The sequence below is a fragment of the Desulfovibrio faecalis genome, from assembly GCF_053570625.1.
This window is the reverse complement of the sequence record NZ_JBRBQR010000001.1, coordinates 1,589,871-1,613,837: the sequence shown is the minus strand read 5'-3', so window position 1 is coordinate 1,613,837 and position 23,967 is coordinate 1,589,871. Positions and strand designations below refer to the sequence as shown.

Here is a 23,967-nt window from a genome sequence, read left to right as displayed (position 1 = left end):
AAAGGAAGGGGAAGAAAAAACTGAGTCAGACTGCGCACTTGAGCGCGGTGATCTCTTCAATCTGGCTTGGTGCAAGCTCTTGCAGGACGAATTCCGGCCTTGCCAGATAAAAGCCCTGCGCCAGATCAAAACCCAGGGCAACAACGCTGGCAAGTTCCTCGTGGGTTTCCACACCCTCCGCCACGGTGAGAATGCCCTTTGAGCGGCAATATACAAGAATATTTGAAAGAAATTCCCTCTTGGATGCGGGCGCCTTGTGGATGGCGCGGATAAAAAAGCTGTCGATCTTGAGAATCTCGGGCGAAATATTCAAAAGCCGCAGCGCATTTGAGTGGGCGCAGCCAAAATCGTCAATGGCGATAAAGGCCGCCAGCTCCGCGCGCAGTTCGCGCACCTTTTGGGCAAGGCCTTCCTCGCTGCTGGCGGTTTCTATGATTTCAAACACCATGTTGCGGCTTATGTCTTCATAGCGCGGGTGCAGATTGCGCAGCTCCCGAGCATCCAGATACTGCGCGGAAATGGCGTTGAAAAATATCTTTCTGGCGCCGAGCGTAGGGAGGTTCTTGCCCATCCAGTCAAAAATCATCCTGAAGGTCATATGCTCCAGCTGAGGCAGTTTTGACTGCGCCTCTGCCAGCTGCAGCACATCAAGAGGCGAGGCAAAATGCGGGGTTGTGGAGCGCATGAGCGCCTCATAGCCGTAGATGGAGCCATCTTTCAGGCTCACAATGGGCTGAAAGGCAAAGCGGATCAACTGGCCTTCAAGCAATTCGTCCAGACGTTCCTGACGGCTCAAGATATTGGCCTTGGCCCGGTAAACTTCAGGATTGAACCGCATGAGCGTACCGCGATTGAAGTTCTGCACTTCAAACATGGCGTGGCTGGCATAATTCATGAGCACATCGCCGGTCATGGCGTCGCTGGGATACACGGCCACCCCGAGCGAAGCGCGTATGCGCACAACCTCATTGGGCAGTTCAATGGTGGTGTTCAGCAGGGTTTTGCGGTTATCCTGCGCAAAGCGCAAGGCGCTTTCTTCATTATCAAAACCGTGGGCAAACACTGCAAATTCGCTGCCTGCCGTGCGGGCCAGAAGCACTGCGTCATTTTCGCACATCTGCAAGGCTTCAACCACCTTGCTTATGTACAGATCGCCCCCATCGTACCCATGCGACTCATTTACGTACTTGAGATTATCCAGACCGCACGAAAGCAGTACGCCAAATTTGCCGGGCTGCATCTGCAAGGCTTCGCGCACGCCGCGCACAAAGGCCCGGCGGTTCATGAGGCCGGTTTCAACATCGTGATTCTGGTCGTGCTCGACCTGCTTTTTGCAGGTCTGCGCCTGATTGATAAGAAAGGTCAGCCCGTCAGAGAGGTCGCCCATATCGTCAACCGCAGGCATGGGGTAGCCTGCGCTGAATATGAGCAGTTGCCGGGCCAGACGTTTGAGCTTGGCGTGCAGGCTTTCAAGGTGCGTGGAAAAGTGACGGCAGGATTTGGGCGGGCGCACAGACAGATCCCCCTCTGCCAGTGCCGCCGCATAGGCAGAAAGATCAGCGCAGGCCCGCGTGAGCTCGCACAGTTTCTCTGCTGTGGGCTGCTGCCCGCAGCCTTCAAATTCGGCCAGCGCAGCGTCAAATTGCCCGCGCAGCAGATTATCAAGGCCGGTTTCAATATCCATGTGCGCGCCTCAAGTGTGAGCCTCAAGAAAAGTTGAAAAAAGCAAATGCGGCATCAGGCCCACGCACGGGCTATGCATCAAGCTCAGCAAAACCGGCTTCCTGTATTCTGACCATACTTTCAAGCACCGCAGCGCTCACGGCATCAAGATCACACCCATCGGGCAGGTGTTCGCCCGCCTTGCTCCTCAGCATGGGCGCATCATGGCTGCAATGGGCCAGGGCGTTGGCCGCAGCAAGCAGGCGCGCCTCCATTTTATAGGTTGTGGCAAGTTCGGGTGAATGGTGCAGGTTTATGGGTTCGGTAAGCACCAGAGGCAGCTTCCACTGGTGCATCACTGCCGCACCAATGAGCCCGTGATCCATGCCAAGCTGCGCGGTTTCAGCCTCGGAACTGCCGCAATTTTCGGTCTGTTCCATTTCTGCCGTCCTTTCCCAGAGGTCTGGCCGAGCAGCAGCAAAAAAAATCTTGCCCACATCATGGAGCAATCCAGCTATGTATGCCTCGTCCGGCACCATGACCAGGCGCTCGCCAGCGCAGGCAGAGGTTCCGCATACGCCGGTATCTCCACCAAGAACATCCGCCAGAGTTCTGGCAATGGTTGCCACAGAAAGCAGGTGGCTCCAGAATGCGCCCGTATCAAACGCCTTGGGGAGCTGGGCCTCCCGTATAAACGACGACATGCCGACCATAAGCACAAGCAGACGCACTTCGCGCAGGCCCATGATGCTGATGGCTCTTTGCAGGGTAGAAACCTTGAATTCAAGCCCATATGCAGCCGAATTGGCCACTGTGAGCACACGTGTTGCGAGCCGTGGGCTTTTTTCAATCAGTGCAACGACCGATCGCACCGAGGCATTGGAGCCTTCCTGGGTAACCGCAAACAGCAGGGGAAGCAGTTTGGGTTCAAACGGCAGCGCGGGCGGATTTTGCAAAAGCTTTTGCAAAAACAGCCTGGACTCTTTTTGAGATTGCATGGCAAAATCCTGAGCTAGGGTTTGCACTGCCCCTGCACACGGTAACACAACTTGCCCAGGCAGATGCCTGAACCCAAAGCCTGTCTTATACGAAAACCCAGATCAAAGACAATAGTGCGTAATTCTTGATAACTAATACCAAATGAACCGTAAAACTGGCGACGTTTGATATAAAAGCAGATATTTATTTATTGGCAACAAGAAGGCATCAACACGAGACCACACCCCTCAGTGCCTTGTTCCGCAGCACCTGGACAAAAGAACTGAACAAAAATAGGAGCCTCGATGTAAAATAACATACAAGCCCCACAACGTATATAAAACGATTACATGAACACTGCCGTGCAAGAATAAACAATTATAATTACGCGCGAACATATACAGACATTACTTCAACGCTGCGCGTGTACCAGCAAGGCAAGCCCCCAATATGCACTTACAAAAACAGATGCGCGCAAAATGCATCGGTATATTTCTGCTGGCCTGACAGACGGTTGCCTCAACAGGCATTTGGTGCTCAAGGGGCAACGTTGGCTGTCTGCCACACACCATCCACACCTGTGGGTGGCAAAACAAAAAAATACCGAAAAAAAACAGCCTTGCGAGCGTAAGGACGACTGTTTCATTCCGGAACATAAAATTCAAGCAAAAACTTTAGGGGAAAATGAAAAAAAATTTCACCGAACCTGAAAAGATAATTCTGAGGGCAAATTCCGTGCAAAAGTAGTTTGCAAGACAGGCATCACACCCTCTCTAAATAGAAATAGCTCTCATTTTTTACCGACAATAGTTTTACAACATTATTAAGAAATACTCCAAGAGCATATCTAGACTTTTTATAGGCAATATTTTCGACTACCCTTCGCCTTCAAGATACTCCAGAATGAGCTGTGCCACGTTTGCGGCGAGGCCAGCAGAAAGCATGGATTCGTGGGTGCCTTGCGTCCAGCGCAACGTGATTTTTTCCTTTTTCAAAAAGCGGCCCCAGCCCTGGTAGTCATCATTCATTATTATCTGCGGGTTGCTTGCAAAATCCAGCGCGCGTACCAGCAGCAGCTTGCAGTCGGAGGGGCTTGGCCGCTCATAACGCGCAGCGGCCAGGGTGTTGCCGCGATAGGTCAGCAGCAGGTTGTCCATCTGCACGGCGCTGAACCCGGCAGGCAGCAATCCGCTTTTCTCCCCGCATTCCACAAGGTAGCCCAGTTGCTGCTCGCGCGGCATGGCGCGCAGCTTTACGGGGTCAAAGGCCATGCCGTCCTGCAAAATAAGCTGCAGCAGTTCAATATCATCCTTGGCCGCCATCTGTTTTGCGCGGGTATTGTCGGCCACGGTATCAAGAATAATGACAGGCTCGCTGCGGTTGCCCAGCGCCGCATACCGCCGGGAGCATTCATAGGCCAGCAGACCGCCAAAACTCCAGCCGCCCCAGATGATATCGCGGCTCTCGACCTTGAGTATTTCGTCCAGATAATACTCCGCCAGACTTTCAACCGTATGCAGCTCTGTGGTAAGCGACGTGCGCCTCTGGCTGAAGCCAGCCGCCTCTACAGCGTAGACCGAATATTTGCTGCCAAGCAGGCGCGCAAGGTCGCTGTAGCAGAACACACTGCCTCCAACAGGATGAAACAGCACAAGATTCTTGCCGCCCTCGCAGTGTTGCAACTGGATAACAGGGCTTTCACGCTTTTCGGTCTTTCCGGCCAGCAGGGCCGCTAACTGCGCAATACTTGAATGCGTGACCAGCTCATTCACAGCCACATGCACGCCCATTTCCTTTTCAATCATGGCAATAAGCCTGATGGAAAGAATGCTGTGACCGCCCAAACTGAAAAAGCCAGCATCGGCATCGGTGATTTCAAATCCCAGCAGGCGCTTCCATATCCCGGCCAGTTTTTCTTCTAACGGCCCGGCAGGCATGCGCCCGCGCTGAATTTCCACTCCTCCCAGGGGTGACGGCAAAGCCTTTTTGTCTATCTTGCGATTGAGCGAAAGCGGCAGTTCCATCATGGGGACAAAATAGGCGGGCACGCAGTACGGCGGCAAATGTTGTTCAAGATACCCCCGCAGCACGCCCATATCCACATGGCCCACCACGTAGACGGCGAGGTTTTTTTCCTCCCCGGCGCGGAAGGTATCCGCCACCACCGCCACCTGCCGCACGCCCGGAAAGCCCGCCACGGCTTTTTCCACCTCGCCAAGCTCCACCCGGTTGCCACGTATCTTCACCTGCTGGTCTTCACGCCCACGGTAAAAAACAAGGCCGTTCTGCACATAGCCGTTGTCCCCCGTGCGATAGCAGGGCTGGCCGTCTTTTTCCACAAACGCACCGGGGCTGGCGTTATTCAGGTAGCCGCGCGACACGCCATCGCCAAAAATCCACAGTTCACCAGTAACGGAATCGGGCAACTCCTGACAATTTTTGTCCATAGCGCAGATGCGTACGCCCTCAAGCGGCCTGCCTATGGGATAGGCGGTAAAATCCTGATGGTTGCCCATATCTATGCGAAAGGCGCTGCTGTCCACCGTGCATTCCGTGGGGCCGTACACATTGAACAGCACCACGCCCTCGTTGCCGGGGATGGCGTAAAATTTGCGGATCACATCGGGCCGCAGCACCTCGCCCGCCAGCAGCAGGGCCTTGAGCGGCAAAGGCTGGCGTTGCTCGGCAAGCCAGTCTGTAAGCACGTTGAAAAACGCGGGTGTCATGTCGCACAGGTCAAGCCCGCGCTCACGCGCGCAGGCGCAAAAAAGCGAGGGGTTCTTGCGTTCTTCGTCTGACAGCACGTGCAGGCTTTTGCCGCTGAAGACAGACACAGCCAACTGCTGCACCGAGGCGTCAAACGACAGGGGCGCAACCAGCCCCACCCTTTCGCAGCCCGCCGCATAGGGCCGCAAGGCGCGCAAAATGTGCATGAGGTTGCAGTGCTCAACCACCACCCCCTTGGGAGTGCCTGTTGAACCGCTGGTATACACGATGTAGGCCGCCTGAGATGGCTCGCATGGGGGCAGGGCTTGCCCGCCCGCAGGCGGCAGATACTGCGCGCCAAAACGCGAAAGCGTAACCTGGGGGCGGCTACCGCCTGGACGGATGACCACATCATAGCGGAAGGCCTGCGCCCCGTGCTGCTCGCCGCCATCTGCACGGCTTTGCTCACGGTCTTTCCCCAGCACACAAGGCGAGAACGTCACTTGCACCGGCACAGGGCAGCGCGCCGCCCACTCCGTAAAAAACTTGCGGGGAACAAACAGCTCGGCAGAGGCATCAAGCCGCAGCAAGCCGGATTGATCGCCAGTGGCAAGGGCATGGGCCTGCAAGGCGGCCCGCAGGTCGTCCCGGCAATCCAGATCGCGCACCGCCCCCACAAAAACGAGGCCGTCAGGCGTGAGCATCTCCACGGCGTGATGCAGCACCCTGCGCAGATAGTTGTAGCCGGGGAAATTTTCCACCACACCGTTCATGACCACCACGTCAAAGGCCTGACCTTCAAGAAAATGAATGTCCGCCGCTTCCATACGATACGGCGTCACCCTGGCGGCAGCGTCAAAACTGGCAAGGCGGCTGAGTTCATTGCGGGCCAGATCCACAGCCGCATATTCCTGCACGGCCTTGGCAAGCGCTTGCGCCACGCAACCAGACCCGCTGCCCACATCCAGCACTTTGCAGCCTGCGCGGGAATCTTCCGCGCTGGGAGCCTCTGCTTTGTGAGCCAGCCCGCATTTTTCAAGTACGGCAGCGGCCATGGCCGCGAGTTCGCTTTGCGGGCAGGGGGCGGTGTCAAAGTCACTCTTCCAGCCCATGTCGCTGCCAGTCTGAGCCACCTGCTCCCAGTATTCCGTGCTCACAAGGCCTGTGCCTTTTTCGGCGGCATCGTCATACTCCTGCGCATCAAGGCAGAGTACGTGCCGGATGCCGGGATTTCTGTAGTGAAAATACTCGGCCTCGCGCAGGCAGGCGCTGTCGGCAATAATCAGGCTTGCAGGCCGCAGCATGGCCTCTTTGCGGCCTTGCGGCTGCTCGCGCTCCACGGGCAGGTACACCGCGCCGGCCCGCATGACGCCAAGAGCCGCAGCCAGATACACCGCGCCGCGCGCGCACAGTACGCCCACCACAGCCTCGTGCCCATAACCCTGCGCAAGGATGAAACGGGCAATGCGCTCCGAAAGAACGTCCAGCTCCCTGAAGGTCAGCCCAGGGCCGCCCCCGGTCAGAGCTTCGGCTTCTGGCCTTGCGTCAGCAATGCTGCGGAACAGATGCTCAAGGCTGGCAAACTCCCCCCCTGCCTGCGTGGCGCTCGCAGTATGCGGGCCAGAGCAGGAAATACTGGCAGACTCTGGCCTTGCAGATTTTTTTTCTGGAGTGGCAAAGGAAAAATCCGATAACTTCATCATGCCGCCCCTTCAATTATGCCTTCAAGAAAATTCCCGTAATAAGTCAGCCAGTCCTGAGCGGTTTCCGCGCCAAGCTGCTGCGGATCATACGCAAAATGCAGGGCCAGACCTTCCTTCTGTTCTTGGACCGAGCAGAAAAGACCATACCCCCTCCCTTGCGCATCAGGGATAGAGACGCCCCCCCGCGCAAATGCAAAACCCAAACGCAGGGCACTTTGCATGAGGGGCATGTCATCATCAGCAAGGCCAGAGACCCCGTGGTCAACATCACCCATACCGGCCTTATCCGTCAGCCCCTTTTGCGTGAAGGCCAGCAATTCTTCAAACTCCATATTGTCGTCAATGCGGAACCTGATGGCGCGCTCTGGCGGCACTTCCACCACTAATTGCTCCTGCTGGGTCACCTTGCCCAGCAGCACGGCAAACACCGCCAGCAACACAGCCTCGGCAGATGCGCCCTTGCCCGCCGCCACGGCCTCAATGCCCTGCCGCACGGCTGTCGGGGCCAAGGCCTCGCACGTTTCAAGGCTGACCGCACCGCCAGCGGCGCACGGCAGGTCAGTAGGTGTAAAGTGCAGCGGCGCACCCGCAGGCGCGGAGGTCATAAGTTCAAGCATATGCACATAATCGCGGGCCATGCGCAGCACATCGGCCTCGCTGAACAGGTCTGCGTAGTATTCAAGGGCAATGCTTATGCTCTCGCCAATATCGCTCACAAAGATGGAAAGATCCGTCTTGCTGGAGAATTTGCTGAACCGCAGGGATTCAAACAGGCCCTGCCCTTCGGCGGCAAATTCAAAGTTCATGTACGAGAGGATGATCTCCGACAGGGGCGATCTGTCCGGCCATGCAGTCTGCCTGAGGTCGGCCAGCAGGCTGTTCAGGATGTAGGCGCGGTGGCGCATGCCCTCGTTGCTGACCTGCCGCGTGGCGCGCAGCAGGGCGGAAAGCGGCTGGTCGGGGTCCACGCTGAACCGCAACGGCAGCACTGATGCCAGCATGCCTGCGGTGTTGAGATGTTCGCCCCGCGCGTCCATTGAAACAGCGACCACAATATCCTGCGAGCCGGTGTAGGCCTGCGCCAGCAGGCTCCAGGCGCAGAGCGAAACCTGATAGTTAGTCAGTCCTTCCCTGCGGGCCAAACCCTTGATGGCCTGCACAAGTTCCGGCGCGAGGTCGAATTCATACGTGCCGCCTCTGCCCGTGTGCACCCGGGGCCGGGGATGCGATGCGGGCAGGTCCAGCCGAGGCAATTCGCCCTTGTAAATATTCTGCCAGTATGCTGCTGCTTCGGGATCGGGATGCATGACCTGCCGCCAGGCGATATCCTTCATCTGCGCGGTCACAGGCGCAAGCTCCAGCCCGTGATACAGGCGGTACAGCTCCACATTGAGCAGCGACATGGTTCTGCCATCCCCAAGGGCGTGGTGCAGATCAATGAACAACACCTTTTCACCCGCATCGGTCACAAGCAGGCAGGCGCGAAAGCCCGTTTCGTTGCGCAGGTTAAAGGGCCGGATAATGTCATCCTTGTGCGCAAGATCGGGGATACGCCTTTCTTCAAGGGTAAATCCCGTAAACGGATGAATAATCATGGCCGGACGCTCGGCCTCAAAGTCGCAGAAGCTGGTGCGCAGCGCCTCATGCCGCTCCACAATCTGGGCAAGGGCCTTTTCAAGCCGCGCCGCATCTGCATCTGGCGGCATCACAAGGAATGCTGGCAGGTTGAAACCCAGATCGCCCTCGCTGACCATGTCGGCATACAGGATGGCAAGCTGCTCGTTGCCCACGGGGTACTTATCCAGAACTGGTGTTGTTTCCTCGTTCTTTTGCAGCGGCTGCGCTGGCTTGCGCGAGGCAAGGGCGCAGTCAACGATATCGCCGAGGGTGTCGCTTTCCAGCAGATCCGCCACAGCGAGGGCAAGCCCCGCCTCCTTGTCCAGCCGGTTCACAATACGCGTTGCGGCAATGGAATCGCCACCCAGATCAAAAAAGTCGTCCTCTCTGGTCAGCGGTCTGTCATATCCAAGGCAATCGCGGATAATCTCAAGCAGGGCCGCCCCATCAAGACTGTCGGCATTAACGCCGGGTTGCGCCTGCGTGGCATTGCCCTTCGCCGCACTGCTGCTGATTGAGGCGCTGCCGGGCAGGCCGTTAAGGGCGAAATCCTCTGCGTTTTCGCCCGTCATGCCCACAGCCACAAGCTCCTCGCCGCTGGCGAGCGCAGCCTCAAGCACGGCAAGGGCCTGCTGAGGCGCAAGCATGGTCGCGGCCTCCGGCCCGTTGCCAAGCCCCTCGCGAACAGCCATGCCCACACCCGACCATGTGTTCCAGTTGATGGAAAGCGCGGGCAGCCCAAGGCGGCGGCGATACCGGGCAAAGGCGTTCAAAAAGGCATTGGCGGCTGTGTAGTCGCTCTGCCCCGGCGCGCCCACAAGGGCCGTGCGCGATGAAGCCAGCACAAAAAAGGCCAGATCATCACCAAGGGTTGCCTTGTGCAGGTTCCAGGCGCCAGCCACCTTGGGGGCCAGCACGGATTCGTATCCCTGCCTCTCACTGGTCAGCAGGTAGCCCCTGCCAGCCACGCCAGCCGTATGAATGACACCCTGCACCGGGCCGACCTCGCTCCGGATTTTTGCAAAAACCTCTTCAACCTGCGCGGCATCCGTGACATCGCAGCGGAAGGCGGCAAAGGGCACGCCCTCCAGCGCATGGGGCGGCAACTGGCTGCTTCTGTGCAGCAAAACCACGTGCGCGCCGTGGCGTTCATGAATCTGACGCGCCAGAGTCTGGCCCATGCCCCCGAGGCCGCCGGTAATCACCACGCAACCGTCCTTTGTGATGGCAGGCATGGCAGCAGAGGCAGGCGCAGGCGGCAGCTTGACCAGCTTACGCACACGCACAGTGCCGTTGCAAGCCGCCACATACGGCCCGTCAACCAGCCCGAGGCTGGTCGCAAGGGCCGCTACGGAAGCTGCGTTCTGCTCCTCAAGCTCCACATAGGCGCAGGAAATCCTGGGTTCTTCCCACGGCAGGCAGAGCAGCGGCCCCATATACAATGCGCCCTGCGGCAAACATTCCTGATGCGGTTCATGGGCGGGGGTATCCGGCACAAAGGCCCCGCTGCCCACAACGGTGACGCGCAAGGGTCGGCGCAGACCACCACTGCAAACCTCTTGCAACAGGGCGCAAAGCGGCCACGTGCCGTTTTGCGCGCCAGACTTCAAGCTGGGCAGCCAGAGCAGATGGTCTGTGGGGCCAGCAAGGATTTCACGCGCCAGAGCGCGGGCTTCATCCGCCTGCAAAGGCAAGGGACGGTGCGCGTGCGCAAGCGGCGCCAAGGCTTCACCCAAAAAGCTCCCCTGACCGCCAAGCAAGATCATGCTTTGCGGCCCGGCAACAGAGCCTTCCAGATCGGCCTGTTTCCAGCCAATGGCGTACAGTTCCGGCTGCGGCAGATCACCATGCAAAGGATGCATCTGCGGCGTATCCGGGCCGGATATGCCAGCGGTTTGGCCCTTGCGCAGGGCCATAAAGGTCATTCCTTCAAGCTCCGCAACAATCTGCCCCATGGCGTCCGTCACCGTGCAGTCGGCCACGATCATGCCCTGCTGACGGTCGGTGACACGCACCAGCGCAAAGGCCTGCGCGGTCAGGGGGCTGTGGAGCCGCACCATGCGGCAACCAGCGGGCACAAAGCCGTAAGCGCCGCGCAGGGCAAGGATTGCGGCAATGTCCATCATGGCTGGATGCCAGCGGAAGGTATTGAAATCCGCCCGATAGGTCTCGGGCAGGCTCAACTCTGCCAGCAGGGTATTGCCGTCCTGCGCCGCCCAGAGCGCCTTGCGGCACTGCCACCGCCCGCTGACCATGAGCGGCGAATCTTCCGGCGTATCTTGCTGCGCTATTTCGTGCAGGCTTTCGCGCAATGTTGACAGGTTCAATGCCGCAGGGCGGGCAATTCCGCCGCGCACCAGACCGCTGGCGGCCACGCTCCATGTGCCGGTGGTCTGTCCTTTCGTGGAAGCCTCACCAGAATTGCGGGTGGCAGGTTCAAAGTGGTGCAATTCCACGGCAAGGGCATTGCCCTGCTCCTGCGCCAGCAGCACCGCACGGCATCCAGGGCCACAGGTTACGGGCTTGCGCCAGCGCAGGCCGTGCAGGCTCAGGGGAGCGGCTCCGCCAATCCATCCCAGACAATCCAGCAGGCTCATGCCCACCAGCAAGGGGACGCCTTCAAGCCTGTGCTCCGCCGCAGGCCAGAAATCCGGCCTGTCCACGGCAAGGGCAAAGGCCTTTCCGGCAGGCGTCATAACAGGCTCGGAAAGAAAATGCGCTGCAAAACGCGGCCACGATGTAGCGGCGACGAGAGGAGTTGCGGGCAGATGCACCCTGTAGACGGGCCTTTCTGCGGGCCACGCGAGGCTTGCCCCGGCAAGATAAGCGCTGGCGGCTGCCTGCGCCGCTTCCAGCGAGGCTAAGAATGCGCCGGGAAGGGCGTCTTCCATGCCGCTCCGGCTATCCTGGCGGCCCGCGCTGGGCACGGCAACACCCGTGACCCCTGCGTCCAGCTGTTCAAGCAGTTCCTGCCGGGAACGCGCCACAAGGGCCGCGCGCACAGGCAGGGCATCCCGCCCTGTCATGAGGGTGGCGGCAATGGCATGCAGGGGCCAGCCCTCGTTGCGCGCCACAGCCGCCGCGACCGCCCTGGCGTAGTCCTGCAACGAGGTTTCGTCCGGGGCGGAAAACACAACGCACTGCCAGTGCCCGTCGTCCTGCGGCAAAGGCTGCGCCTGATGCTCCGCCACAATCACATGCGTATTTACGCCGCTGAGGCTGAAGGAACTGACGCCGCAACGCCAGGGCCGTTCCTGCGGGGGCAGCGGCTCAAGCATCTGCGCCACGCGCACGGGCGCGGCCTCAAAATCAATATGGGGATTGGGCCGCTCAAAATGCGGCTGCGGCGGCACAAGGCCGTTTTCAAGGCAGAGCACGGCCTTGGCAAGGCCAGCAGCACCAGCGGCGGCATCCAGATGCCCCAGATTACCCTTGACCGAACCGATAAGCGCCTTGTGCTCCCGCCGCGCGCCCTGCCGGGCAAAGGCCCTGCGCAGGCCCTCAATTTCCACCGGGTCGCCCAGAACAGTAGCCGTGCCGTGGGCCTCAAAAAACTGGATGTCCGCCAGTGAGACGCCCGCGTTCCGTGCAGCTCGGTCAATGACCTCGGCCTGCGCCTCGGGATTGGGCGCGGCCATACTGGAGGACTTGCCGTCCTGATTGACGGCGCTGCCGGGGATCACTGCATGTATGGCATCGTGATCGCGCAGTGCGGCGTCCAGCGGCTTGAGCAGAAATACCGCCGCCCCTTCGCCCGCACCAACGCCTTCGGCCCCGGCGTCAAAGGTTCTGGTGCGCCCAGAGGCAGACTCGATGGCAAAGGGCGCATCGGCCTTTACAGGCAGATCAATAACATGCGCGCCGCCCACAAGGGCCACGGCGCACTCGCCCTCATGCAGGCTGCGGCAGGCCTGATGCAGGGCCGCCAGCACTGACGAACAGGCCGTATCAATGCTGGCTGCAGGGCCGTGCCAGTTTTTCATGTAGCTCAGACGGGCCAGCACGTTGGAAGGCACATTGAGCAGGTAGGTCTGCTCCGCCAGATCGGGAAAGGCCCGCGTCACGGCAGTCTGGAACAGGCGCACCGGGCTTGCGCCCACAAAAACGCCCACATCGGCGTTTTCCAGGGCGTTGCCGCCGTAGCCCGCATCGTCCAGGGCACGCAGGGCTGTTTCAAGAAAAACGCGCTGGGCCGGGTCAAGCAGGCTGGCATCGTTGGGCGAAAGCCCGAACCGCCGGTAATCAAAGGAGGAAATGTCCGAAAGATAGGCCGCCTCACGCAGGCGGGCATCGTCAAAGGCAAGGCCCACGGCATCAAAAATCTGCCGCGTTTCGCCGCGCCTTTTTTCGGGCATGGGAATATTCTTGTCCGCGCCTCTGGCAAGATCGCGCCAGAAGCTCTGCACATCGGCATAATCGCCAAGGCGCACGGCCATACCAATAATGGCTATGGGCGCTGTGGTTGCATGGCGGGTTGCAACCGTACTGCCAACCTGCTGCACACGCGCTATAAAGGCGGCCTGGGCGCGGATGGTGCTTTCTGAAAAAAGCCCCGCCAGCGTGAATATTCCCGGCCACTGCTTGTCCAGCAGGGTGTGCAGCCGCACCAGCAGGAGCGAATTGCCCCCCGCGTCAAAAAATCCCAGATCAGGCTCGGCCTGCACCTCTGGCATGACCTGCCGCCACACTTCGCGCACGGCTTCAATCAGTGCGGGAGAGATACCGGATTCCAGACCAGACTGAGGGCCAGACGGCAATGCATCCGGGGCATGCTCAGGGACGGCGCTCCTTTCTCCACCCGCCAGCAGGGGCTGGCCCTGCAGGCGCTTGCGGTCGGCCTTGCCCGAGGGACTCAGCGGGATGTCTTGCACCACAAAAAAGCGGGACGGGCACATGTAGTTGGGCAGCAGGGCCGCAAGCTCCGCGCGGATGCCCGCCAGATCAAGCCGCGCGCCGCCCTGCGGCAGCAAAAAGGCCTCAAGCGCCGCGTATTCGCCAATGCGGCCCATCCGCACTACTGCCTGCGACACGCCCCGGCAACGCCCAAGCGCCGCCTCGACCTCGCCAAGCTCAATGCGGAAGCCGCGAATTTTCACCTGATCATCGTTGCGCCCGAGGTATTCAATGCAGCCATCAGCCAGCCAGCGCCCCAGATCGCCCGTGCGGTACATGCGGCTGCCGGGAGCAAAAGGATCATCCATAAACCGCTGGGCCGTGAGGTCGGGCCTGTTCAGATAACCTCTGGCAACCTGTATGCCCGAGATATAAATCTCGCCCGTTACGCCCAGCGGCACAGGGTTCTTGCAGGCATCCAGCACGTACAGCCGGGTATTGCTGACCGGACGGCCAATGGGTACCGCATGGGGCGGCGTGTTCAGGCAGGGCTGCCACGACACGTCCACGGTCGCCTCGGTGGGGCCGTAGAGATTGTGCAGTTCCACCTGCAACTGATCCGCATGCGTCAGGGCGCTCCACCGCGCCACAAGCTCGCGGGGCAAGGCCTCGCCGCTGGTGAACACGTAGCGTAATGACCGCAGCCTGCGCACATCGCCGGGGTGCCCCTCCAGATGATCCAGAAAGGCCCGCAGCATGGACGGCACAAAATGCAGCACCGTGACCCGGCGGGCCTCTATGGCCTGCACGATGAGGGCGGGATTTTTCTCCGCATTCGGTTCCAGCAGGGCAATGCCCGCGCCCTGCCACGACCACCAGAACAACTCCCACACCGACACGTCAAAGGTGATGGTGGTTTTTTGCAGCACCACGTCGCCCTGCCCGATGGGAAAGCGCGACTGCATCCATAACAGACGGTTGGCAACGCTGGCGTGTTCGATAGGCACGCCCTTGGGCCGCCCGGTGGAACCGGAAGTAAAGATCACGTAGGCCGGGGAATCCGGCGGCAAGGGTTCCGCTTCATAATGAGGAACAGCGCCCGGCACCTGCGCCCCAGCGACCAGCGCCTCAAAATCAGGCGAGAGCACGCGCTGGCCGCACTGCCCATTGTGCCCGTCCTGCAAATTTTTGCGGAAGGCCTCCGCAAAGCGCGCTTCGCACAGCACCACGCACTGTCCGAGGTCTTCAAACACGGACCGCATGCGTTCATCAGGCAATGTGGCGGCAAGCGGCACATAGACTGCCCCAAGCCGCAAAACGGCAAAAATGCAGGCCAGCATTGCGGGCGAGCGCTCAAAGCACACGCACACATACTGACCGCGCGCCACGCCCTGCCCTTGCAGCCATGCGCACACGGCATCCACCTGTACGCTGAACTGCCGATAGGAAACAGCCGTGCCTGCGGCGTCCATCACTGCCATGGCATGGGGAGTGCGGGCAGCCTGAGCGCGAAAACGGCTGTCCATGTCGGCGGCAACATCCAGCGGTTCCGCCGTATCATTAAAGCTGGCAAGTTCTGCGCGCTCCCGCGCTGGCAGAATATCCAGTTCGGCCAAGGGTTTTGCATCATCAGCCAGCACGGCGTCCGCAAGGGTCAGCAGGCGCTCGGTCATGCGGCGGACTGTCTGCGGGCTGAAAAGCTCGGTGCAGTATTCCACATCCACCGTATAGCCGCCGTCCGACCGCTCCTTGAAGTAAAAACTCAGGTCAAACTTGCTGCACAGGTGCGGCAGAGGCAGAGGCTCCATGCACAGGGGGGGGCGGCCAAAATTGTTCCAGCTTGCGTCTTCCAGCGCGGCAAATACGTCAAACACGGGATTGCGCGCGGCATTTCTCTCCACCCCCACGGCTTCGATAACTTTTTCAAAGGGGCAGTTTTGCGCGGACAATGATTTTCTGAACGCGGCATCCACCGTGCCCGCCAGCTCGGCAAAGCCGCCCTGCGCGTTCATGCGCGCCCGCACTGCGAGCGTGTTGACAAAAAGGCCCACAACCCCCTGAACCTGCTCATGCTCCCTGTTTGCCGCAGGGCAACCCACAATAATATCGTCCTGCCCGGTATGGCGGAGCAAAAAGGCATCCACCAACGCGAGCAGCACGGGGAATACCGTTACCCCGGCCCGCAAGGCCCAGTCCTTGAGGCCGTGGCTGCGCTCAAGCCCAAGATCAAAGCTCTGCACGGCCCCTTCAAAACGCTGCACTGCCGGGCGGGGATAATCCAGCGGCAGGCGCAGCCGTTCCGGCAGGGGCGCGAGGTCGCTGCATATCTGCTCAAGTCCTTCCGCCTCCCGCTGCGATTCCCACAGGGCGTAGCTTGCAAAATCCAGTTCCAGGGGCGGCCACTGCGGCAGGCTGTCTTGCAGCGCGGCGCCGTAGGCTTCGTTGAGTTCGCGGGTGATAACTTCCGCCGACCAGCCGTCAAATATGATGTGATGGAAGCAGAACAACAATGCATGGCTGCCGTCCTCCTGCCGGAACAGGGCCACGCGCACCAAGGGCCTTTCCGGCCCCAGAGGCAGGCTCATGCCCAGATATGTTGCATCGGTAAGGGGCGTATCATAGCACTCAAGCCGCAGACCGCCAGCAGGGGCAAGGCTTTGCTCCGGCGTATCCAGCGCCACGCGCAGGCGCAGGGCATCGTGCCTTTCTTCAAGCAGGGTCAGCGCCTTTTGCAGGGCCACGGCATCAACGGGGCCGCGCAGCAGCGCAGCAAAAGGAATCACATAAACCTGACCGCCCTCATGCAGCTTTTGCAGAAACCAGATACGCTGCTGGGCTGGCGACAGGGGGTAGGCTGCAAGTCCTTCCACTCGCGGAATAACAGCATCCGGTTTTGCCAGACTGCCGATGCGGGAGGCCAAGGCACGCGGGCTGGGATAACCCATCACGTCCTCTATGCCCACTGCCACGGAGAGGCTTTTGCTCAACTGCGAGAGCAGACTCATGGCTATGAGGCTGTGACCGCCAAGCTGGAAAAAATCCGCATCCACAGAATCCACTGGACAACCGAGCACGGCGACATAGGCCGCGCGCACGGTTTCCGCCAGATCCCCCACATCCAGCGCCTGCGGGGCCAGGGCTTGCACGGCTGTGACGGCAGCGTTATCGGGCGCATTTTCTGCAACGCACGGCTCTGCTCCGTCCTGCTCTCCGACGGGCCTTTCTGCGTCCGCCAACGCGTTGTTCGCCGCGTCTTCCAGCGCAAGGCAGGTACGCGCGGCCCCTGAAGCCGTTGCCGCAAGCACGGCATGCAGCGCGTTGCGCAGGGCAAGCGCCCTCTCCTCTGGCAACCGCTCGGGATCATACAAAAAGCGGAAACGCAGATTCACGCCGGGAATAACCGAAATGCCAAGGGCGTAAGGCAGCTTTTCAAAACCGCGCATGTCGCGCAGTTCAACACGATTGTGATCAAAACTCGTATCCACAGGATAATTTTCAAAGACCATCAGGTGGTCGAGCAGATTTCTGCCCAGTGCCGCCAGGGGCACATAGCCATAGCGCATCTGTTGCAGACTCTGCTCTTTCACCTGGGCCAACAGCGCGCCGAGGGAGTCGCTGGCTGTCCAGCGCGCACGCAGCGGCGAGGTCTGGATGAACAGCCCCACGGCGGACTCAATGCCCGCCAGCTCTGCCGGGCGGCCGGAAGTGACCACGCCAAAGACCACATCGCGGCAGCCATTGTTGGCATTGCCGAGCACAATGGCCCACAGAACCTGAACAAGGGCGGAGAGCGTCACCGCCTCCGTTTTTGCCAGTTCTTGCAGGCTGGCGCTCAGGGCGGCGTCCAGCTCCAGTTCCACTGTCTGCGGCTCGTCAAATTCCCCGGAAGCGCCAGCATGGGGAACTGGTTGGACCAGCTCAACCCCGGTCGGTCCGTTGAAATCCTGCAACAATCCGGCCCAGTAGGCCCGCGCCGCACGTTCATCAAACTGCGCGCGCCAGCGGGAATAGATTTCCAGCGGGAAAGGCTCCGGCAAACGGCTGTTCTCCGGCCCGCCCTTGGCCCCGGCCAGGGCAAAAAGCTCCCGTAGCAGTATGCCCATGCACCAGCCGTCCATAAGCAGATGGTGGAAGCACCAGCTCATGACCACGCGGTCGCCACCCCGGCGGAAAAACCGCGCCCGCAGCAGGGGGCCGCGCTGTACGTCAAAGCCGCGCTGCCGTTCCGCACGCAGCAGGGCCTGCGCTTCCGCTTCGGCCTCGGCCTCCGGCAAATGGGAGAAGTCGTGGAACTCAAGGCTGGTGCGGCCCTTGAGCAACACCACGCGGTAAAATTCGCCCTCCACGGGCATGGGGAAGAGGGAACGCAGGCTTTCGTGCCGCGCGGTGAGCGCTTCCCACGCGCGCATGAGCGCAAAAATATCCACCGGGCCGCGAAAATAAAATTCCACCTGCTGGGTATAAACCCCTGGTTGCGCAAGCAGGGACTGATACAGCAAGGGCGCATGTCCGGCATCCGGCTGCGCGATGCGCTCCACTTCGTCCGCATGGCAGCCGCAGGCGGCAAAAATGGCGTCCAGGGTCTGCTGCGGCAGATAGGCGGGCAGGGTCTTCAGGGCGGCAAGCCAACTCTGGAGCAAGCCGAAAACCCAATCATACGGGAGACAGTGAGGGCTGAACCATGCCCCGAGGTGCAGGACGCCCTGCTGATCAAAGAAGACCGAAAGCTCCAGCGGGGCATCCGCCTCCATATCGGCGTGGACAAGTTCGGGGATAAGCCCCGGAGCCAGAGCCGAGAGCATCAGAGAGGCCTCTTCGTCAGGCTGGCCCGTCACACGCCCCAGATAGTTAAAGGCAATCTGGGCCGTATATCCAAATTCAGCCGGGTTTTCCTGCCGCAAGTATCCATAGGCATTGCAATTTTCCGGGCTGAAATGCTGTGCCAGCCAGGGGCCGAGGGCTTCGCGGGCCTGCGGGCAGTTCAGGGCAGGCTCAAGCGGCATGGGGCAGACTGCCGTAAACCAGCCAAGGCTGCGACTGGCGTCAAAGCCCGGCAAAAGCTCATCGCGCCCGTGGCTCTCAAGCGTTACGCGCACCGCCCCCTTTTGCCCCTGAGCATGCAGGGCGCAGGCAAGAGCGGACAGCAGATCGGCCTTGGCATCGGTGCAGTATTCCAGCCGGAAGCCCTCAAGCTGCGCAGCCAGACGGGCACGGCTGGCTGCCCTGTCCCGGCTCTGGGACAAAAGAGCGCGCAAGGGTACGCATGGTTCTACGCAGGCAGCCTGCCACAAGGCGCGCTGCGCCGCAGAAGGGAAGACCCCGCCAGCGCGCAAGCGCTCAACCTCGCGAGCGCGCAGGCCAAGACCGTGCGTTTCTCGCTGGGCTTTGCCTGTCCGGCAGTAATGGAGCAAGCCCTGCCGCAGGGTTTCAAGCGAAAGCGCATCCAGTGCAAGATGATGCCCCACCAGCAGCAAGAAGCGCCTCTCGCCGTGCCGGACCAGCATGGCCCCCAGAGTTTTGCCGCATGATGCATCAAGGCCCGCCGTGATCTCCCCCACCGCCTCGCGCAGCAGGCTTGTCTGCTCCACAGTGTCGGCAACATCTCGGCAGTGCAGGATTATTTTTTGAGGCTCAGCCAGCAGCACGGCATGATCCGGCGCAAAGGCCATGCGCAGGGATTCATGATTTTCCGGCAGGGTTTGCAGCCATGCTTCAATGGTCGCCGTTGGCACATCCGCGCGGATTTCCAGGGGCAGCATCATGAAGAACTGCTGCCAGTGAAGGGGATGCGCACCCAGGAAATAGCGGGCAAAAGGCAGCAGGGGAACCTGCTCGCCAGGGGCAACAGGCGTGTAGTCCATCGCCTGCGCGGCAGAAAGCTCGCTGTCGGCGCTTTCCAGCAGGGTGCAGAGATCGCCAAAGTGGGGTTTGCGCAAAAAATCCGGCGCACTCAGGGCGGTTATGCCGCTGCGGCGCAGAATGCCCGTTATCTGGATAGCCTTGATGGAATCACCGCCATCGCGGAAAAAGTCGCTTTCTTCCTGCACTGCGCTGGAACTGCCGGGGTGCAGTATCTCGCGCCAGGCATCGGCCAATACCTGCCGGGGATTGCGGCGGGCAAGGCCTTCGCAGGCGCGGCGCATGCTCTGCGCCAGATCATCCAGCAGGGCCGGGGCATCGGCTATGCAACCCGCGTCGTACTCCAGCACAATGCGCGAAGCCGTGCCCGTTACGAGGGTAAAGCTGGCTGTGAGCTTGCTGGCCCGCAATTCCAGCTCCAACCGGTTCAGTTCAAGCCCCGGAACACCCACAGGTTCAAAATGCGCATGTGTTGCCAAAAATTCGGGTACGATATCCGCAGCGCAATAACGGCTGTGTTCAATGGCCTGGCGCATCTGCCGGGCGGCATCGGCCACGGCGGCGCTGTCTTCAAGGCCGTCAAGGCGCACACGCAGGGGGACGGTGTTGACGTAGAACCCGGCAGCGCAGAATTCGTCCTGCGTTTCGCGCAGCCCCATGGGCACACCCAGCAGCAGTTCTTTTCTTTCAAAACGGCGGCAGAGCGCGCGCCCCGCCAAGGCCACAAAGCAGGCCAGTACGCTCGCTCCAGAATTTTTTGCCAGGATTTCAAATCCCTGCGCGGTTTCCGCATCAAGATCAACGCCGATCATGGCGCCTTTGCGGCTGGCGGCTCCTGCCGCCTGATTCACCGTGGGCACTGGCGGCGTAAGCACCTCCTGCCAGTAGGCCGCATCATCTGCGCAGGCTGGCGATGCTGCATAGGCAGCCTGCCTGCGGCAAAAAGTCTCCTGCACAGCCAGCAGACCGCGCACGGGCGGTTCGCCCCTCAAGTAACGCAAGGCATTTTGCAGCAGAATTTCAAGGGTTTCGCCATCGCCCGCCACATGGTGCACCAGCACCAGCACCTGAACGCACTGCGGCAAAACAGCGGCCACAAGGCGCACGGGCGGCTCCACACGCAGGTCAAAAGGCGTGTGTATCTGCTGGTCAAAAAACACCGCCGCTTCGCGCGCATCGGCAATGGCCACGCTGCACAGATAGACCTCGCCCTTGCCCCGCGCAAAATGGGGATTGTCTATATCGCCCGCCACTGTGCAGTGAAAAAGCTCCTGCGCGTTGGCGGCCCTGCGCAGGCCTTCCAGAAAATCCGCTGTTCTGTCGCCGTGCAGTTCAAGCAGCAGGGGCATGTTGTAGTCGATGGAGCCTTCGTTCACCTGCTGGTAGGCCCAGATGCGGAACTGCCCGGTGCTGAGCGGCGCGCTTTCAATATCCGCAAGGGCCGACTCCGCACGAACGCCGCCAAGCAGGGCTTCCACATCAAACAGCGTCTCGCAGCTGACAAAACTGCGGAAGGAGATATCGACGTTAAAAGTTTTGCGGATGGCATGCAGCAACGACATGGCGTTAAGGCTGTTGCCGCCCTGGGCAAAAAAGCTTTTTTCGGGATCATAGGCCCGGCCAAGGACGCGCTCAAAAATCTCCAGAAGCCCAGCATGGGGCTTACGGTCACTGCCGCCCTGCGCTTCGCCGCGCCGTGCAATATTTTGCAGAGCCTTGCGGTCTATCTTGCCTGTGGGGGCAAGGGGCATGGCTTCCAGCACGTGCCAGGCCGAGGGCACCATGTAGGGCGGCAGACTTGTTCTGCTCCACGAAACCACCGTTTCTATGGATGCGCCGGGCCGCAGCACAAAAAAAGCCGCAAGGCTGGCCTGACCGCCCGCATCCTTGACGGCCAGCACCGCCGCCTGACTGACGCTTTCACAGCTTTCAAGCAGGCAGGCCACCTCGGCCAGCTCCACCCGGTTGCCGCGAATCTTCACCTGATCGTCAGCGCGGCCCAGCAGCAGGATTTCGCCCCTGTCCGACCATAAGGCCAGATCACCAGACGCGTAAAAGCGGGTGTTTCCTTCCTGCGGCAGGTGGATAAAACGCTGCTCCGTCATTTCAGGCTTGTTGTGGTAGCCGATGGCAAGGCTTGCCCCGCCTATCCACAGTTCGCCCGCCATGCCTGCGGGCATCTCGCGCCCCTCGCCATTGCGGATGGAAAGCGTCACGTTGGGGATGGGGTTGCCCACGCTGATGGGTTGCGGCTCAAAGGGCAAAACTTCCTTCATGGCCGCGCAGACGCACGTTTCCGTGGGCCCGTAGGCGTTGAAATAACGCAGGCCCTTGGCATAGTGCAGGGCATCGCCCACCACCGGCGGCTCGCCCGCCGTTATGAGCACTCGCAAGCCGGGGAAGGGCTCTCCCTCAAAAAGATTGAGGTACGAGGGCGGCAGGGTGACAACGGTTATGTCGTTATCAATCATGTACTGTCGCAGCGTCCAGGGCGCGTTGCGGCACTGGTCGCTCACCGGGTACAGGGCGGCCCCTGCCAGCAGAGCCATGAACATTTCCGACAACGAGGCGTCAAAAATGGGCGGCGCAAACTGCAAGACATGGTCATCTGCCTGTACGCCAAAAAGCTCGATCTGCCCCTGAATCATATTGGCAAAGCCGCCGTGCGGAGCCAGCACCCCCTTGGGCTTGCCCGTGGAGCCGGAGGTGTAGATCAGGTAGGCTCCATCCACTACCCGGGGCGCTTGCGGCAGGGGCGTTATTGGGGATTGGCGGTAGGCAAGGTCGGCCAGATCAAGCGTGATGTCTGCTCCGGCGTCTTCCACAATATAGGCCATGCGCTCGGGTGAGGCCTTGGGGTCGATGGGTAGATAGCTTGCGCCAAGCCGCTGGATGCCAAGCACAACTTCGGGCAGATTGGCCGTGCGCTGCGCCGACACAGCCACAATGCCGCCCCGGGTAACGCCCTGCCCAGCCAGCCACGAGGCGCAACGCAAGGAATTTTCCCGCACCTGCGCGTACGAAAGGGCATTGCCCCATTCGTCCTTGACGGCAACGCGCTCGGCAAAGGCATCCGCAGCAGTGTCAAAAAGTTCGGGCAAGGAACGGATATCATACGTCCTGGCAGGGCCGCTGCGCCATTGCGCGAGTTCCCGCTTTTCTTCATCCAGCAGATAATCAAGCTGCGGCGGCTCAATGCCAGCGGCAAGCTGGGCCACTACACTCTCAACGCGGGCGACAAAACGCTCCACATCCCTGTTGCTCAGGTGGTTGCGACTGTTGCGCACCGTGAGCGAAAAGCAGCCCGAGCGCAGTTCCTGCATAACCAGCGTGCCAAAAAGGATCGGTTCCTTGGCGCTATGCCTCTGCTCCGCCTCGACAATGGGGAATTCCGGGGTGCCGGGAGGCGTATGGGGCAGAAAATTGACAAAGGTATCTGCCAGAAAGGCAAAGTTTTTGCCTTCAAGCTGGCGGGCAGCCAGTTGATAAGGCGTGCGCACATGGCGGTAAAACGAGCCATTCTGCGCGCTGATGGCCTCCAGAAGCCCGGCAAGGGTATCGTGCGCGGGCACGTTCACCAGCAGGGGCGGCAGCGACATCATGGCCCCCTGCCGCCGGTACAACACCTTCCGCTCCCCGTAGGCCACGGGGGCAAGAGCCACAATGTCTTTTTCTCCAGTCATGAACGACACTATGAGTGCGTAGACTCCCGTAAAAAACACCGCAGGGCTGACCTTGTGGGCGGCAATGAGCGCAGAAGTTTCGCGCGAGGCTTTTTCTGACAGCACAAACTTCTGGTGACGGCTCTCGCCAAGCACATCGGGCCGCCCCGGCAGGGCGCGCAGCAGGCGTTTTTCTGGCAGGCGGGAGAGGTGTTCCTGCCAAAAGGCCATGTCTTTCTGAAAACGCGGCGAGGCGCAGTGCGCCTGATCTTCAAGGTAGGCTTCTTCGCAGGAGCACGGCTCGCCAAGGTCTGGCGTTTCTCCGCGTGCGAGTGCTGTGTAAACGTCCGCAATGACAGCTATGTGAAAAAAGAATGCCAGCCCGTCCAACACCACGTGCGAGCACTTCATGGCAACGATGCAGCTTGCCTCGCCAGTGATGACAAGGGCGTAGCGCATAAGGGGGGTTTCGACCGGTTCTTCAAAAAACTCGTCGATCATGCGGTCGGCAGCGGCGACGGGATCCGGTTGCGCTGCGGCGTCCAGAACCCTGAAATCAGGCTCCTGCGGTTCACCCACAAGAAAGTACGGCTCGGCTTCATCCTGGCACAGGGAGGCGGCGGGCAGAGGCGTGAAATGCAGCGTACGCTTGATGGCCTGGCGCAACAGATCGGGATCGAGCCGGGCGTCAACGTGATAACAACCCCGAATGGAGGTTTCTGCATAGTCGGACAGCGCCGCTTTTGCAGAGAGCCACAGTTCTTTTTGACACCCGGTTAGAGGCACAATCTTTGCCATTCCGTCCCCCGCTGCGGCTTTAATACGCTTAGTGCAACATGGTGGGCAAAATAGCTCACAGCCTGCATATTAGCAAGTTTTACATATACTTTGGACAGTTTTTGTCATAAATTACTGAGCAGGGCGAAACTCCGATATTGAATGCACTT

General features: G+C 60.3%; 4 protein-coding genes. All 4 read right to left on the bottom strand.

Translation table 11 applies throughout. From position 1 onward, the window contains the following. Positions 1–25 precede the first annotated feature (25 nt). Positions 26–1,684 (bottom strand): EAL domain-containing protein, encoded by a 1,659-nt coding sequence (locus ACUZ79_RS07215; protein ID WP_449251161.1) that lies wholly within the window; start codon positions 1,682–1,684, stop codon positions 26–28. A gap of 70 nt (positions 1,685–1,754) precedes the next feature. Beyond that, positions 1,755–2,660, bottom strand: coding sequence for an HDOD domain-containing protein (locus tag ACUZ79_RS07210; RefSeq protein WP_240824196.1), 906 nt, complete (start codon positions 2,658–2,660; stop codon positions 1,755–1,757). 855 nt (positions 2,661–3,515) lie between these two features. Beyond that, positions 3,516–7,046: an alpha/beta fold hydrolase gene (locus ACUZ79_RS07205; RefSeq protein ID WP_449251160.1), complete on the bottom strand. Its 3,531-nt coding sequence runs from the start codon at positions 7,044–7,046 to the stop codon at positions 3,516–3,518. Then, entirely contained in the window at positions 7,046–23,818 is a 16,773-nt protein-coding gene (locus ACUZ79_RS07200) for an amino acid adenylation domain-containing protein (protein WP_449251159.1), read from the bottom strand. The genes ACUZ79_RS07205 and ACUZ79_RS07200 overlap by 1 nt, the downstream gene beginning before the upstream one ends. Positions 23,819–23,967: the final 149 nt, after the last annotated feature.

Coding starts and splice junctions, on each gene's coding strand:
- ACUZ79_RS07200 (WP_449251159.1), bottom strand. CDS start 23,818: ATGGCAAAGATTGTGCCTCTAACCGGGTGTCAAAAAGAACTGTGGCTC.
- ACUZ79_RS07210 (WP_240824196.1), bottom strand. CDS start 2,660: ATGCAATCTCAAAAAGAGTCCAGGCTGTTTTTGCAAAAGCTTTTGCAA.
- ACUZ79_RS07215 (WP_449251161.1), bottom strand. CDS start 1,684: ATGGATATTGAAACCGGCCTTGATAATCTGCTGCGCGGGCAATTTGAC.
- ACUZ79_RS07205 (WP_449251160.1), bottom strand. CDS start 7,046: ATGAAGTTATCGGATTTTTCCTTTGCCACTCCAGAAAAAAAATCTGCA.